Here is a 13,006-nt window from a genome sequence, read left to right as displayed (position 1 = left end):
TGAATGCTGAAAAGGCGTGGATTTTGATCAATCCATCCGGTCTTGGGAGAAGCAGTAGATCAGCGCGCCGGCAAAGACACAGAGTGCCATGAGGCCAAAGAGCGCCTGATAGGCCAACAGGGAATCGGTGGGGGCGATGGCGTTGTGCAATTTGCCGGAGCCAAACTGCATGACCCCGACACCGCCGATGCCAAAGAGGTTCATCAGGGTCACGCCGCGCCCCGTCAGATGGGCTGGGAAGAAGCTGCGGGCGTGGGCGATCAGGACTGGGAAGGCGGCGCCACAGAAGCCAACGACGGACATCAACAGGATCGAGCGGAAGGCGCTTGTGTCTGTGAACACGGCAAGGCCTGTGAGGGCGGTGGCGCCGATGACGCTGCCGCAGATGATGACCCATTTGCGGGTGCCAAAGATGCGATCGGCGGGGCCATAACAGAAAGTGCCACAGATCATGGCCACGCCCATGACCAGTGTGGCCTGGCCAATTTCGCTGGTGGTGAGTGTGAAGACGTCGGACAGGTAGGGGCCGATCCAGAGGCCCCGGATGCCTGCGGCGGGCATGTAGTTTACAAACATCAGCGGGAAGAGCAGCCAAAGCGCCGGGATTTTCAGAAGGTCTAGCACGGAGCCTTTTTCGGTGCCGTTGGCTTTGGGGGGATCTTGCACTAGCGCCCAGAGGCCAACAGCGATGCTGGAACTGATTGCGGCGAGGACCCAGAGCGTGGCGCGCCAGCCGATGGTTTCGGCGGCCCAGGCGGTCGGGTAGGCGGCGATCAGGTTGCCGACAGAGCCAACACCCAACATCAGGGCGGCCAATGTGGCAAAGCGAGCTGGAGCGTACATGCGGGCGAAGATGAAGTAGCTGGCCATCAGTACCGGGGCGCAGCCGACACCAATCAGTCCCATGGCGACGGTGATGTGCAGCGGTGTTGTGGCCATGGCGAAGAGGGCGGAGCCGCCACCGCCTCCAATCAACAACAACACCGCGGAGGTGCGACGTGGTCCGACGCGATCCAACGCTGCACCAACCGGGATTTGCATGGCGGCAAAAACCAGGAACCAGAGGCCGCTGGCAAACGCCAGATCGGCGGGCGTCGCACCGACATCTGTCTCCAGCACTTGGGTGAGCACGGCAAGGAAGGCCCGGAAAAACTGGCTCAGCACATAGGCCAGACACAAGAGAACCAAATCGATGCGCATGTTAACTACCTCCCCATTTCCAAAGGCGACAAGATAGTATGTCTTCGGCGAAGGCAAGAGGTGATTTTTGCTGGCGGCTGAACACCGTTGCCCACAACTCTGTGAGCTGCATGAAACATCCTGATCTTTTGCGGATGGCGCACGTATATCAGGTATTCCGCCACCGGTTTTGGACCGTTTAGCCATGAGCCTTCATTACTTGCCCCACGTCATTCCACCTCACACCGACCTGATGTCTGGTCCGGCGTTTTACGAGAACATTGCGCGCATCACCGAGTTTGATCGCTTGGCTGAACCTATGCGCTATGTGCGCTTGCCAGATGAATGGATTGTCGGGGTGGCTGATATCGTTGGCTCCACCGAGGAAATTGCGAAGGGGCGATATAAGGCTGTGAACCTGGTGGGTGCGGCGGTGATCTCGGCACAACTCAATGCGGCGCAGATGCAGGCATTGCCTTATGTGTTTGGCGGAGACGGGGCGCAGTTTGCTGTTTGGCCGGAACAGCGCGACGATGCTGAGGCCGCGCTGGATGCGGTGCGGCGTTGGGCGCAGGCGGAGTATGGGTTGCAGCTGCGCGTGGCGACAGCAACCGTGGCCGAAGTGCGCGGGGCGGGGCACGATGTGCGCGTGGCGCGGTATGCGCCTTCGGATGGCGTCGATTATGCAAGCTTCTCTGGTGGTGGGATGGCCTGGCTTGAGGCGCGTATGAAGGCTGGCGAAGTCTCCTTACCCGTCAGCACAGTTACTGAGGGGCCGGATTTGACGGGGCTAAGTTGTCGCTGGGCCAATATCGAAGCCACGCAGGGGGCAATCCTGTCTTTGGTGATCGTGCCGCAGGCGGGGGCGCGTGAGGCCGATTTTGCGCAGGTGGCGCGGGACGTGATTTCGGTGGCAGACAAGGCGAAACGCCAAGGGCATCCGGTGCCGCCATTGGGGCCTAGGGCGCAGTTTCCACCGCCGGGCCTGGAGTTGGAGGCGCGGGTTGTCCCCAAAGGAGCCATGTGGTGGCGCAAGGCCAAGCTGCTTTTGGGCAGTGCGTTTGCCTGGGCCTTGCTGCGCTCAGAAATACGTCTGGGGCGGTTTGATCCGGTGGATTACAAGGTCGATGTGGCGCGCAACACCGACTATCAGAAGTTCGATGACGGCTTAAAAATGACGCTGGATTGTGGCGCGGACACGCAGGTGCAAATCGAGGCGATCTTGCAGAAAGCCCATGCGCGCGGCGTGATCCGGTATGGGGTGCATGTGCAGGATGCCGCGATGATGACGTGCATCGTGCCCTCGCCCGTGGAGCGGTCGCATATGCATTTTGTCGATGGCGCGTCAGGTGGCTATGCGCTGGCGGCCCGCAACTTGCGCGCGCAGGCCGCCTGATCGGTTATTTCCCGCGCAAGCGGCCGACGATGCCGGTGGGGAAGAAATAGACCGACAGGATGAAGAGCACGCCAAGCCACAGCAGCCAGCGGTCTGCGTTCAACAGGTCTGGGAGCAGCGGCAGCGTGGCGACACTTTCGCCCGCGAGGCTGAGTACGTTTTGCAGGTAGTTTTGCGCCAGCACAAACAGGGTCGCGCCGATGACGGCCCCGTACATGGTGCCCATACCGCCGATCACCACCATCAAGAGGATATCGATCATGATTTCCATGGAGAGCGTGGTGTCCGGGCCGACGTAGCGCAGCCAGACGGCGTAGAGCGCACCGGCGAGGGCGGCGATGGCGGCGGAAAGGCAGGTGGCGGCGACGCGATAATGCACCACGCGATAGCCGATGGCCTCAGCGCGGAAGTCGTTTTCGCGGATGGCTTGCAGAACGCGGCCAAAGGGCGAGTTCACCACACGTAGCATCAGCAGGAAGAGCACAAAGCAGGAGATGAAGACGAGGTAGTACTTCAGCAGTTTACCGTTGGCCTTCACGCCGAAGAGTTCGCCGTCCATGAACTTGAAAGCTGGGCCGAGCGCTCGAGGGATTTTGAAGGACAGGCCATCTTCGCCGCCCGTTAGGGTGGAGAGCTGGCTGACCAACACGGCCACGGCGGAAGCCACCGCAAGCGTGATCATGGCAAAGAAGATGGCGCGGACGCGTAGGGAAAACAGGCCGATCACCAGCGCGAGGAGCGCAGCCAAACCGGCACCGGCCACCGAACCAACCAGCAGGGCGTCAAAACCGCGGCCCATGTGTGTACTGGCCAAGGCGACGCCATAGGCACCAAGGCCAAAGAACATGGTGTGGGCGAAGCTGACGATACCGCCGTAGCCCAGCAGCAGGTCATAAGAGGCCACCAGCACAATGAAGATGCAGATGCGGGCGGCGGTGTCGACTGAGCGCACGCCGGGGAATAGGAAGGGGGCAAAGGCGAGGCAGATCAGGATCACAATTAGGATCGCCAGAAGGATGGGCGAGCGTGGGGTGTCGCCGGAAACAAGGGTCTTCAGCATGTCTATTTCGCCTTTACCACGGGGATCATGCCCGTTGGGCGCCACATCAGGATCGCCACCATCAGGGCGATGTTGGAGATCAGGGCCGCTTTGGGTTCCAGGAAGGCCACGTAGTTCTGCATCAGGCCGACCATAAGCGCGCCGATAAAGCAGCCTTCGACCGAGCCCAGCCCGCCGATGATCACTACGATGAACACAAGGATCATGGTCTGGTTGCCCATGTGGGCGGTGATGACTTCCTGGTAGAGGCCCCAGAGCACGCCGCCGAGACCGGCAAGGGCGGAGCCGGCGACAAAGACGCCGATGAAGACCATGCGGAGGTTGTAGCCAAGGGCCTGCACCATCTCGCCGTTTTCCACGCCGGCGCGCACGATCAGGCCGATCTTGGTGCGGCGCAGCGTCCAGCGCATGGCGAGGAAGACCACGAGGCCGATGCCTACAGCCACAAGCCGGTATTTCTCTAGTGCTGCTCCGGCGAAGGTGATCGCGCCTTTGAGGGCTTCGGGGCGGGTGATGTAAATCTCTTCCGGTCCCCAGAGCACGATGATGAGTTGTTCAACCACGATCAGGCCGCCCATTGTAACAAGGATCTGTTTGAGATGGTGACCATAGACCGGCTTCACGATGACCCGCTCAAAGGCCCAGCCCATGACGCCAGTGGCAGCCATAGCGCCAACAATCGCGACCATGAGCGCGGTCAGGTTCCAGAGCAGGTTCGGTGCTCCGGTCATGTGCTCCAGCAGGAGCAGGAAAGAGACGCCAACAAAAGCCCCGACGGAAACAAAAGCGCCGTGGCCAAAGTTGATTACGTCCATCAGGCCGAAGACCAGTGTCAGGCCTGAGGCCATGATGAAGATCATCATGCCCATGGCGAGGCCCGAGACTGTGAGCGTAAGCCAGCTGGAGGTGGCAGGAATGGCGACAAGGCCAGCGAGGATCAACGCAATCACCAGAAGGATGGGGGCATGGGGTGCAAGCCGCTCAGTCAGCGACATCTTCGCCATCGTGGGCGCATGTTCGGGGGCGGCGCTCATGGGCGGACCTCCAGATTAGGTGTGTTCGGGGACATCAGTGCGCCTCCATGCTGAGGCCCATTAGGCGCTCTTGTAGGTCGGCGTTTGTGGCTAGTTCGGACATTGGGCCGGACCAGACCACGCGACCGTCATCCATGACGTTGGCAGTGTCGCCAAGGGCTTTGGCAACCGCAAAGTTTTGCTCCACCAACAGGATAGAGGCGCCTTGGTCTTTCAGTTCCTTGATGGCGCGGGCCATTGTGGTGATGATCGCGGGGGCGAGGCCCTTGGTGGGCTCATCGATCAGATACAGCGCGCGCTCTTCGATCATGGCGCGGGCGATGGACAGCATCTGCTTTTGCCCCCCGGAGAGCGTGCCCGCGTCTTTTTTCCAGAAGGTTTCCAGTGCCGGGAAAACTGTGAACAGCCACTGCAGGCGGGCGTCATCAATTGCGCCGGAGACAGCGGCGAGGATCATGTTTTCCTCCACGGTCAGGTCGGCAAAGATGCCCATGTCTTCTGGCACAAAGCCAATGCCTGCGCGGGCAATGGCTGGCGTCGGCAGTTTTGTGATGTTCTGACCGTCAAACGTGACGCTGCCCTGATGGGCGCGCCAATGGCCGATGATGGTGCGCAGGGTGGTGGTTTTGCCCACTCCGTTGCGACCGAGAAGCATGGTGACTTCGCCGCGTGGCACAGTCAGTTCAACCCCTTGCAGGATGTGATACTGCGCGATGTTGGTGAAGACGCCGTCGAGTTTCAGGATGGGATCAGACATTGGCGAGCGCCTCCTCGAGATCACGGCCCATGTAGGCTTCTTGCACCACGTCAGAGGCCATAACTTCGACGGGGTCGCCGTCTGCGGCCAGCGCTCCGTTGTGCAATACGATGATGCGGTCCGCGAGGGTGCGGATCACGTCCATCTTGTGCTCCACCAACAGAATGGCGCGGTCTTTGCGGGTTTTGAGGTCTGCAATGAGATCGAGAACCACCGGGGCTTCGTCCACGCTCATGCCGGCGGTGGGTTCGTCAAACATATAAACCAGTGGGTCGAGCGCGATCAGCAGCGCGACCTCGAGTTTGCGTTGGTCGCCATGAGAGAGTTCAGACACAACCTGATCCGCTTGATCGGTCATGCGGATGCGCTCGAGAATATCATAGGCCGGGCCAGTCAATTCGGCGTGGCTGTCCGCCATGGAGAGGACGTTAAAGCCGCGACCAGCCTTGGACTGCACCACAAGCCGCACGTTTTCCAGCACCGACAGGTTGGGAAACAGGTTGGTGAGCTGAAAGGCACGGCCGATGCCGCGGTGGGTGCGCTGGGCGACGGACATGCGGGTGATGTCGCTGCCGCCAAGTTTCACACGGCCTTCGGAGACGGGAATCTGACCGGAGATCAGATTGAAATAGGTGGTTTTGCCTGCGCCGTTGGGGCCGACAATCGCGGTCAGCTCGCCAGCGTTGAAGCTGCAGGAGATGTGGTCCACCGCGACATGGCCGCCAAAGCGCACGGTCAGGTCGGTGGTTTCCAGAATGGGATGGGACATGGTTTGAAACCCAGTGAGTGTGGTCTGGGGAAGCGGCTGGCCCCGGCATAAAATCCGGAGCCAGCCATCGAGGGAAATAAACAGGTCTTAGTTGCGGACCGGGATTGGCAGGTCTTCGAGCTTCAGCTCGCGCACCAGTTCAGGGATGGCCCATTCGACGTTGTCGTCCACTTTGATCTTGAAGTGGTACATGGTCTGCATCGCCTGGTGATCTTCGGCGCGGAACTTCATGGTGCCTTTGGGGGTTTCCCACTCCATACCTTCCATGGCGGTGATCAGTTCTTCGGTGTCAGTGCTGCCGGCCTTTTTGATCGCCTCAACAACGGCGATGCCTGCGGACATGCCACCGGCGGTGAAGAAATCAGGCGGGGTGCCAAAGCGCTCCTGGTGGGTTTTCACCAGCCAGTCGTTCACGTCGTTCTTCGGGATTTCGTAGTAGTAGTAGGTCGCACCTTCGAGACCCGGGAAATCCTTGTAAGCCTTCATGGCCGCCAGGATGTTGCCGCCCGTGGCGATTTCAACGCCAAAGCGGGAGGGGTCCATCGCTTGGATTTTGCCCATCGGGTTGCCGCCACCGGCCCAGATGATGAAGAGTTTTTTGTCGCCTTCGAGGTCTTTCACCGCAGTGAAGATACGCTCTGCCGCCGCGGTGAAGTCGGTGGTGTCGGTAGGCACGTATTCCTCATGCGCGATGCCCTGGCCCTGACCTTCCAATGCCTCGCGGAACGCGGCGATGCCGTCGCGGCCAAAAGCGTAGTCTTGTGCCAAGGTGGCGATGTGCACGTCTTCACCTGCGAGCGCAATTGCGTTGGCCACGGCGTCTTGCGAGCTGTTGCGTCCGGTGCGGAAGATGTAGCGGTTGTAGTTGGCGCCGGTGATGCTGTCGGCCACGGCCGGTTCAACGATCAGCAGCTTTTCATATTCTTCGGCCACAGGCAGCATGGCGAGTGCCACGCCGGAGCTGACGGGACCCACGGCGAGGTCAACTTCGTCATCGCCATAAGCTTCTTCGAGCAGGGCTTTGCCGTTGTCTGGCTTCAGCTGGGTGTCTTTCTCGATCACAACGATTTTCTCGCCGTTGATCTCCATGGTGCCGCCGGTGGCGTACTCCAGACCGAGCATCAGGCCGTCATGGGACTGCTTGGCGTAGGCCTCAAACGGGCCGGTTTTGCCGTAAACGTGGGCGATTTTGATGTCTGCGGATGCGGCGCTGGTCAGTGCCAAAGCAGAAATCGCGCTCGAGATGAGCCATTTCTTCATGAGTTTTCCTCCCTGAACTCAACCGCAAATTGGATTGCGGCGATTGTGCTCATGGTAGGTGGCGGTGGCAAAAAGGGTCAATTCGGGGAAATTACGTAGGTGGGTGGCTTGGGGAAACCAGACCAATCCGGCGGGCTATTTCAGAGGCTGAGGACAGCCGTTTTTGCATTGTAACGTAGGGTTTCGTGCGGCAAAGAAATTGCCTTTTGAAATATTCCAGTGCATGAAGGTGAGATGACAGGCAAGACCAATATTCCCGATACATCTCAGTCGCTTCCTATCGCGCTTCTGCGCGCCAGAGAGAAGGTGATGAAACCGGCGCGATTATTGCTCGCCAATGCGGGGGTCACCGAACAGCAATGGCGTGTGGTGCGGGTTTTGGTGGAAGAAGGCCCGATGGATCCGACCACAATTGCGGATCGCGCGGTGCTGTTGCTGCCGAGCCTGACGCGGATTTTGCAGAAGCTTGAGGAAAAGGGCTACATAACGCGCACGCGCGATGAGCAGGACGGGCGTCGGCAGGTGATCAAAGCCACCTCCGAGGGCTGTCGCTTGATTGCCGACAACATTCCCGCGGCCAAGAGCTATGCGGGGAAACTGCGTGATCACCTCGGCACGGAACGCTATGAGCAGCTTTTGGAGCTGCTCAATGATCTCAACGAGATTGACCTCTAAGGATTGGCCTGGGCGGGGCGGATCTGATCCGGATGTGCTGCGATGAAAGCGGGATGTACCGCGCAGGCAGTTTTGATGGCGTGCAAGCGCGGGAGATCAGAGAAGTCTACGCCCCAACGATGGGCGTTGTAGAGTTGCGGCATTAGGCAGAGGTCCGCCAGTGAGAGCGTATTCCCGCAACAAAACGGCTCTTGGGCAAAAGTTTCCAACAGCGTGTCAAAGGCCTCCAGCCCGGGGCGGATGAAATGCTGCATCCACTCGCGTATTGCGGCGGGCTTGTTCTCGTCATTGGACGTGGCGTGGCGCACGACGGAGAGATTGCACACAGGGTGCAGGTCGACGGCGATGCTCTGCGCCAAGGCGCGGACCTGTGCACGCTGAGCTGGGTCGTCAGGCAGCAGGTCAAGCGCACGGGTGTCGTTGAGATAGTCGAGAATGGCCAAAGATTGCGTGAAACGGTGGCCGTCAATGTCGAGCACCGGGACCAGACCTTGCGGGTTGCGCGCCAGATGGTCTGGCGCGCGGTGGTCGCCTTCGAGCAGGTCCACGGCCACGCGTTTGAAGGGCTCGTCCGCAAGATGTAGCGCGATGCGCACGCGATAGCTCGCAGAGGAGCGCCAGTAGTCGTAGAGCACTGTGTTCATGTCGGGCGGCTCATCGCTGGTGGCCGCTGGTTTGCGCGGCTTTGAGGGCTTCGCCTAGGACCTCATTGTCGCCGATGTGATTGGCGAGCAGGAAGATCAGCCGCGCGTTGAGCGCGTCGCTGCTGGATTTTTCAAGACCATCATGGGCGCGGGCGAGGGCGTCAAAGAAGCCATCGGCGTGGTCCAGATTGGGGCTCAGGATCAGGTTGTCAGACATCAGATCACTCCTTGCCGGTGGCGCGGCGTAGGGCAGCGCGGAAATGGGGCTCGTCAAAGGCTTCGCGGCGGGCGGCGACGTGTTGGTCCGGGCGGATCAGGTAGACGCCAGCGGGGGCATCGCCGAGGTACTGCCGTTTGAGTGTGAGCGTCGGGTCATCGCGCACCGACAGCGCAAGGCGGGTGGCAGTGACGCCATCTTCCTCAAAGCTGTCCGGCGCATCGGCGTCGATGGTCAGCAGGGTGAAGTCATTGCCGAGTTTACTCAGCAGGTGATCCTCACCGAGAGGGGCGTCCGGGCAGGGGCTGCCGGGGCGCGTGAGGTCCGGCGCGGCGAGGGCGTCCGCGGAGTTGAGCATGCTGCCGTCATAGGTGCAGGGCACGGACAGGCGGCCCGAGTTGACCAGTGGCTGCGCAAAGGCGTGATGCGCGGAGAGGTCCAGCACGGCATCACGTAGGATACGGCTCATCTCGGACTTGGGGGTGATGAACTCGGTGGAGCGGGTGGAGTTGAGGATATTTTCATCCGCACCATAAGCTCGCTCGGTGTTGTAGCTGTCCATCAGGGTTTCAGGCGCTTTGCCGTCGAGCACCAGTTTTAATTTCCACGCGATGTTGTCGGCGTCTTGCAGGCCGGAGTTGGCACCACGGGCGCCAAAAGGGGAGACTTGGTGCGCGGAATCGCCGGCAAAGAGGGTGCGACCGTGGCGAAACCGCTCCATGCGGCAGCATTGGAAGGTGTAGATGGAGACCCATTCGAGGTCGAACTCGGCCTCGTCGCCCAGCATCGCTTTGAGGCGGGTCATGACATTTTCCGGACGCTTCTCGCGCTCCTTGTCGATATCGCGGCCCAATTGTAGATCGATGCGCCAGACGTTGTCGGGCTGTTTGTGCAGCAGGGCGGATTGACCCCGGTTGAAGGGCGGATCAAACCAGAACCAGCGCTCGGACGGGAAGTCCGCTTTCATCACCACATCGGCGATCAGGAAGTTGTCCTCAAAGACTTGCCCGTCAAAATCCAGCCCCAACATCCGGCGGGTCGGGGAGTTGGCACCATCACAAGCGACCAGCCACTCAGCTTCTAAGGTATAGCTGCCTTCGGGGGTTTCCACCTCGAGTTTGACGTGATCTTCATGTTGGCCAATGGCTTCGACTTTGTTGCGGCCGCGAATTTCGATGGGCGCGCCGTCGGCCTGCATCTCGCGGATGCGCTCGACCAGGACTTGTTCAAAAGTGTATTGCTGCAGATTGATGAAGGCGGGGTTCTTGTGGCCCTCTTCTTCAGTCAGGCTGAACTCATAAACCTGACGGGTGTCAAAGAAGACCTTGCCGGTGTCCCATTGCACGCCGCGTTCCACCAGGCGTTCACCACAGCCGAGGCGGTCCATGATTTCCAGCGGTCGTTTGGCAAAACAGATGGCGCGGGAGCCAAAGGACACGCGGTCATTGTCATCCAGAATGACGGTTTTGATGCCTTGCTGTGCCAGGTCAATTGCGGTGGCGAGACCTACAGGGCCCGCGCCGATGATCACAACTGGGTGGCGTACGGGCGTTGCTGCGTCTTGATCCGGACTGCGCGTGTAGGCGTAGAGCGGGACGTCAAAAATCTTGCTCATGGGGCTCCTCCTCCCAAAGACAGGCGCGTTTGTTAGGGGTAGCGTGGCGCGCGAAGGGGCAGCGCGCCACGACATAGATCAAGGACGAGGGGTTTTGTGGCGCAGGCGGATGGCGGAGTTCGTTCATTCTTGACCAGTCTCAATGTTGTCACTGCTGAAGATCGCTGAGGCTTGGCCGAGGTACTTGGAGATGCCGAAATCTAACGCAGCCGTCGCGCACATCAGAAAGCCAAAGAGTGTCATCATTGCCATAGATGTGTTGGCGAACCGCCCAAGCTTGGTTCCTTTTTCAAGACGGTGCATCGTTTCCATAGCAGCGCTGGATTGTTGCATTTGTTTTGCGCTGTAGGGACGCACAAACAGGCTGAACCCTTCGGTTTCATCTGCAGCTCGCATCGATAGGAGCGCCATTGAAACGATGCTCAAAGCCCCAAACAAGACCGTTCCGCAAAAGAACAAAGCGAAGATGATCTCCATCGCAGCCATCTACCCTTGCAATGCCTCCCACATTTCCAGATCGCGCTGGGCGGTCCAGATGCGCGGTGTGTCGATGCCACGGGCTTCGTCATAGGCCCGGGCGACGTTGAAGGGCAGGCAGTGCTCGTAAATCGCGTAGTCTGCGAACTTCGGGTCACATTCCGCGCGCACCGCGTCCCAGGCTTCTTTCAGGGTGCCGCCGCGGGCCGCAACCTTGGCGGCGGGACGGTAGGTGCTTTCGACAAAGTCGCGGGTGTTTTCGATCGCGTCGTTGACCATCTCTTTGCCCACCAGCGCGTCGCCGCGGCCAGGGGCAATGGCGTCCACGTCGAAGGCGGCGATGTTGTCGAGCGTGTCGCCCCAGTCGGAGAAATGTCCGTCGCCGCAATAGCAGGCGGAGTGGTATTCAACGATGTCGCCGGTGAACATGACGTTCTGGTCGGGCACATGGATGACGATGTCGCCAGCGGTGTGGGCGCGGCCCAGATGCATGAGGTCAATGCGGCGGTTGCCGAGATAGACGGTCATGTCGTCGCTGAATGTGGTGGTGGGGTAGGTCAGGCCGGGGATGCTTTCGTGGCCTTCAAACAGGCGGGGGAAGCGTTGGAACTCGCTGTCCCAGTCTTCCTGACCACGTTCCACCACCATGGCCCGGGCGGCGTCGCCCATGATGATTTGATCCGCGCCATAGGCCGACGCACCCAGCACGCGTACGGCGTGGTAGTGGGTCAGCACCACATGGGAGATTGGCTTGTCGGTGACGGAGCGCACACATTCGATGACTTTATTGGCCAAGCGCGGCGTGGCCTGGGCTTCGACAATCATCACGCTGTCATCGCCGATGATCACGCCGGAGTTCGGGTCGCCTTCGGCGGTGAAGGCATAAAGGCCGTCTCCAACTTCGGTGAAAGAGATGTTTTTCTCGGTCATGTCCCCTTGGGAGGCGAAGGCTTTGGCCATGGTCAGCGGTCCTTTTGCAGCAGTTGGTCAATCGCCCAGTCGAGACGGATGGGCGTGTAATTGTGGGCTTCGACGCCGACATTGCCGCGGCGCGGGGCGCTGTGGAATGCGGTGTCGTGGGTGTGGCAATGGAAGTGTAACGTGCCGCGCCACCAGCCGTTCCATTCCTCAATCGGGTAGTGAAACAGCACGATCTCGCGGTCGTTGCGTTTGAGCGTGATCAGATCGCGGCCCCAATCGGCTTCGTCGCGGTTGCCATTGAGGCAGATTATTTTGCCGTTGAGTTGTGCGAGATACGGTTCCCGGGGGCGGTCTCTTGGCCAGGCAAAATCACCCAGGTGATAGACCGTGTCGTCTTTGCCAACCACGGCGTTCCAGTTGGCGATCAGCATTGCGTCCATCTCGTCGACAGAGGCAAACGGCCGGTTGGCTTTCTTCAAGATTTGCCCATGTCCGAAATGGGTGCAACCGGTGAGAAACTCCGCCATAATTCAGTACTCGGAGCTCATGATTTCAAGAAGTTGCGGTGTGATACGGCCTTGCATCTCCTGCATGTCTGGCGCGAGCGCGCCCATGACTTGCTGCATCATCGGGCCCATTTTGCCCATAATCGCGGCGCCGTGCTCGGAGCTGTAGAAGGTAATCAGCGCGTCGATTTCCTCAGAGGTGAAGATCTCGGCGGTTGTGGCTTCCATCAGCTCTTCGAGTTTTGGCCGCAGAGTGGCCATTTCGCCGGACATCAACTCGCCAATGGCGGCCTGTTGTGCCTCTGACAGCGTGACGCCAGGGGGCATGGAAGCCACAACCTGTGCCGCCATGCTTTCAGGAGAAAACATGTCCGTCATCATCTGCTGCACTTCGGGCATGTTCACGTAGGTCTTGGCCAGCTCAGCGGCGGTTTGGGCCTGTGCGGAGGACAGGCTGAGAGAGAGGAGGGCGGCAAGGGCGATGTGTTTCAAAAGG

At 60.0% G+C, this 13,006-nt stretch carries 15 protein-coding genes; 2 read left to right on the top strand and 13 right to left on the bottom strand.

Annotated features, from left to right (window positions below; all coding sequences use genetic code 11):
• Positions 1-27: 27 nt before the first annotated feature.
• Positions 28-1,200: an MFS transporter gene (locus tag SIB38_RS21865; RefSeq protein ID WP_412551034.1), complete on the bottom strand. Its 1,173-nt coding sequence runs from the start codon at positions 1,198-1,200 to the stop codon at positions 28-30.
• A gap of 184 nt (positions 1,201-1,384) precedes the next feature.
• On the opposite strand from SIB38_RS21865, the gene SIB38_RS21860 reads away from it, so the two are divergent.
• Positions 1,385-2,575: a DUF3095 domain-containing protein gene (locus SIB38_RS21860; RefSeq protein ID WP_294112729.1), complete on the top strand. Its 1,191-nt coding sequence runs from the start codon at positions 1,385-1,387 to the stop codon at positions 2,573-2,575.
• Between the two features lie 4 nt (positions 2,576-2,579).
• Here the strand turns inward: SIB38_RS21860 and SIB38_RS21855 are convergent, their stop codons facing one another.
• The 5 genes from SIB38_RS21855 to SIB38_RS21835 all read right to left on the bottom strand — a co-directional run bounded on the left by SIB38_RS21855 (position 2,580) and on the right by SIB38_RS21835 (position 7,455).
• On the bottom strand, positions 2,580-3,635 hold the full coding sequence (locus tag SIB38_RS21855; protein ID WP_412551033.1) for a branched-chain amino acid ABC transporter permease: 1,056 nt from the start codon (positions 3,633-3,635) through the stop codon (positions 2,580-2,582).
• A gap of 2 nt (positions 3,636-3,637) precedes the next feature.
• On the bottom strand, positions 3,638-4,669 hold the full coding sequence (locus SIB38_RS21850) for a branched-chain amino acid ABC transporter permease (RefSeq protein WP_294112732.1): 1,032 nt from the start codon (positions 4,667-4,669) through the stop codon (positions 3,638-3,640).
• Positions 4,670-4,703: 34 nt separating this feature from the next.
• Positions 4,704-5,426 carry an ABC transporter ATP-binding protein gene (locus tag SIB38_RS21845; protein ID WP_294112734.1) on the bottom strand — a complete coding sequence of 241 codons (723 nt, stop codon included), beginning with the start codon at positions 5,424-5,426 and terminating at the stop codon, positions 4,704-4,706.
• Positions 5,419-6,195, bottom strand: a complete 777-nt coding sequence (locus tag SIB38_RS21840) for an ABC transporter ATP-binding protein (RefSeq protein ID WP_294112736.1) — start codon at positions 6,193-6,195, stop codon at positions 5,419-5,421. The genes SIB38_RS21845 and SIB38_RS21840 overlap by 8 nt, the downstream gene beginning before the upstream one ends.
• An 87-nt stretch (positions 6,196-6,282) precedes the next feature.
• Complete coding sequence (locus SIB38_RS21835; RefSeq protein ID WP_412551032.1) at positions 6,283-7,455, bottom strand: substrate-binding domain-containing protein; 1,173 nt, start codon at positions 7,453-7,455, stop codon at positions 6,283-6,285.
• A gap of 234 nt (positions 7,456-7,689) precedes the next feature.
• On the opposite strand from SIB38_RS21835, the gene hpaR reads away from it, so the two are divergent.
• Positions 7,690-8,130, top strand: coding sequence for a homoprotocatechuate degradation operon regulator HpaR (hpaR, locus tag SIB38_RS21830; protein WP_294112738.1), 441 nt, complete (start codon positions 7,690-7,692; stop codon positions 8,128-8,130).
• On the opposite strand, the gene maiA is transcribed toward hpaR, so the two are convergent.
• From maiA to SIB38_RS21795, 7 genes are all read right to left on the bottom strand, one after another.
• Positions 8,127-8,774 (bottom strand): maleylacetoacetate isomerase, encoded by a 648-nt coding sequence (gene maiA, locus SIB38_RS21825; RefSeq protein WP_294112740.1) that lies wholly within the window; start codon positions 8,772-8,774, stop codon positions 8,127-8,129. The genes hpaR and maiA overlap by 4 nt on opposite strands.
• A 10-nt stretch (positions 8,775-8,784) precedes the next feature.
• Positions 8,785-8,991, bottom strand: a complete 207-nt coding sequence (locus SIB38_RS21820; RefSeq protein ID WP_412551031.1) for a DUF2783 domain-containing protein — start codon at positions 8,989-8,991, stop codon at positions 8,785-8,787.
• 4 nt (positions 8,992-8,995) lie between these two features.
• Positions 8,996-10,606, bottom strand: coding sequence for an FAD-dependent oxidoreductase (locus SIB38_RS21815; RefSeq protein WP_294112743.1), 1,611 nt, complete (start codon positions 10,604-10,606; stop codon positions 8,996-8,998).
• 123 nt (positions 10,607-10,729) lie between these two features.
• Positions 10,730-11,092, bottom strand: a complete 363-nt coding sequence (locus tag SIB38_RS21810) for a hypothetical protein (protein WP_294112746.1) — start codon at positions 11,090-11,092, stop codon at positions 10,730-10,732.
• The gene (locus tag SIB38_RS21805) at positions 11,093-12,043 is read right to left on the bottom strand and encodes an MBL fold metallo-hydrolase (RefSeq protein ID WP_294112748.1); all 951 of its coding nucleotides are present in this window, start codon (positions 12,041-12,043) and stop codon (positions 11,093-11,095) included.
• Positions 12,044-12,045: 2 nt separating this feature from the next.
• Positions 12,046-12,531: a hypothetical protein gene (locus SIB38_RS21800; protein ID WP_294112750.1), complete on the bottom strand. Its 486-nt coding sequence runs from the start codon at positions 12,529-12,531 to the stop codon at positions 12,046-12,048.
• Positions 12,532-12,534: 3 nt separating this feature from the next.
• Positions 12,535-13,002, bottom strand: a complete 468-nt coding sequence (locus SIB38_RS21795) for a DUF2059 domain-containing protein (protein WP_294112752.1) — start codon at positions 13,000-13,002, stop codon at positions 12,535-12,537.
• Positions 13,003-13,006 lie beyond the last annotated feature (4 nt).

This window comes from Shimia sp. MIT910701, assembly GCF_047126315.1.
Classification (GTDB): Bacteria; Pseudomonadota; Alphaproteobacteria; order Rhodobacterales; family Rhodobacteraceae; genus Shimia.
The sequence above is the reverse complement of the archived record's forward strand: the minus strand, read 5'-3'. Positions and strand labels throughout refer to the sequence as shown.

Bases quoted from the DNA above. Each gene is read 5' to 3' on its own strand.
- SIB38_RS21865 (WP_412551034.1), bottom strand. From the start codon at position 1,200: ATGCGCATCGATTTGGTTCTCTTGTGTCTGGCCTATGTGCTGAGCCAG.
- SIB38_RS21860 (WP_294112729.1), top strand. From the start codon at position 1,385: ATGAGCCTTCATTACTTGCCCCACGTCATTCCACCTCACACCGACCTG.
- SIB38_RS21855 (WP_412551033.1), bottom strand. From the start codon at position 3,635: ATGCTGAAGACCCTTGTTTCCGGCGACACCCCACGCTCGCCCATCCTT.
- SIB38_RS21850 (WP_294112732.1), bottom strand. From the start codon at position 4,669: ATGAGCGCCGCCCCCGAACATGCGCCCACGATGGCGAAGATGTCGCTG.
- SIB38_RS21845 (WP_294112734.1), bottom strand. From the start codon at position 5,426: ATGTCTGATCCCATCCTGAAACTCGACGGCGTCTTCACCAACATCGCG.
- SIB38_RS21840 (WP_294112736.1), bottom strand. From the start codon at position 6,195: ATGTCCCATCCCATTCTGGAAACCACCGACCTGACCGTGCGCTTTGGC.
- SIB38_RS21835 (WP_412551032.1), bottom strand. From the start codon at position 7,455: ATGAAGAAATGGCTCATCTCGAGCGCGATTTCTGCTTTGGCACTGACC.
- hpaR (WP_294112738.1), top strand. From the start codon at position 7,690: ATGACAGGCAAGACCAATATTCCCGATACATCTCAGTCGCTTCCTATC.
- maiA (WP_294112740.1), bottom strand. From the start codon at position 8,774: ATGAACACAGTGCTCTACGACTACTGGCGCTCCTCTGCGAGCTATCGC.
- SIB38_RS21820 (WP_412551031.1), bottom strand. From the start codon at position 8,991: ATGTCTGACAACCTGATCCTGAGCCCCAATCTGGACCACGCCGATGGC.
- SIB38_RS21815 (WP_294112743.1), bottom strand. From the start codon at position 10,606: ATGAGCAAGATTTTTGACGTCCCGCTCTACGCCTACACGCGCAGTCCG.
- SIB38_RS21810 (WP_294112746.1), bottom strand. From the start codon at position 11,092: ATGGCTGCGATGGAGATCATCTTCGCTTTGTTCTTTTGCGGAACGGTC.
- SIB38_RS21805 (WP_294112748.1), bottom strand. From the start codon at position 12,043: ATGGCCAAAGCCTTCGCCTCCCAAGGGGACATGACCGAGAAAAACATC.
- SIB38_RS21800 (WP_294112750.1), bottom strand. From the start codon at position 12,531: ATGGCGGAGTTTCTCACCGGTTGCACCCATTTCGGACATGGGCAAATC.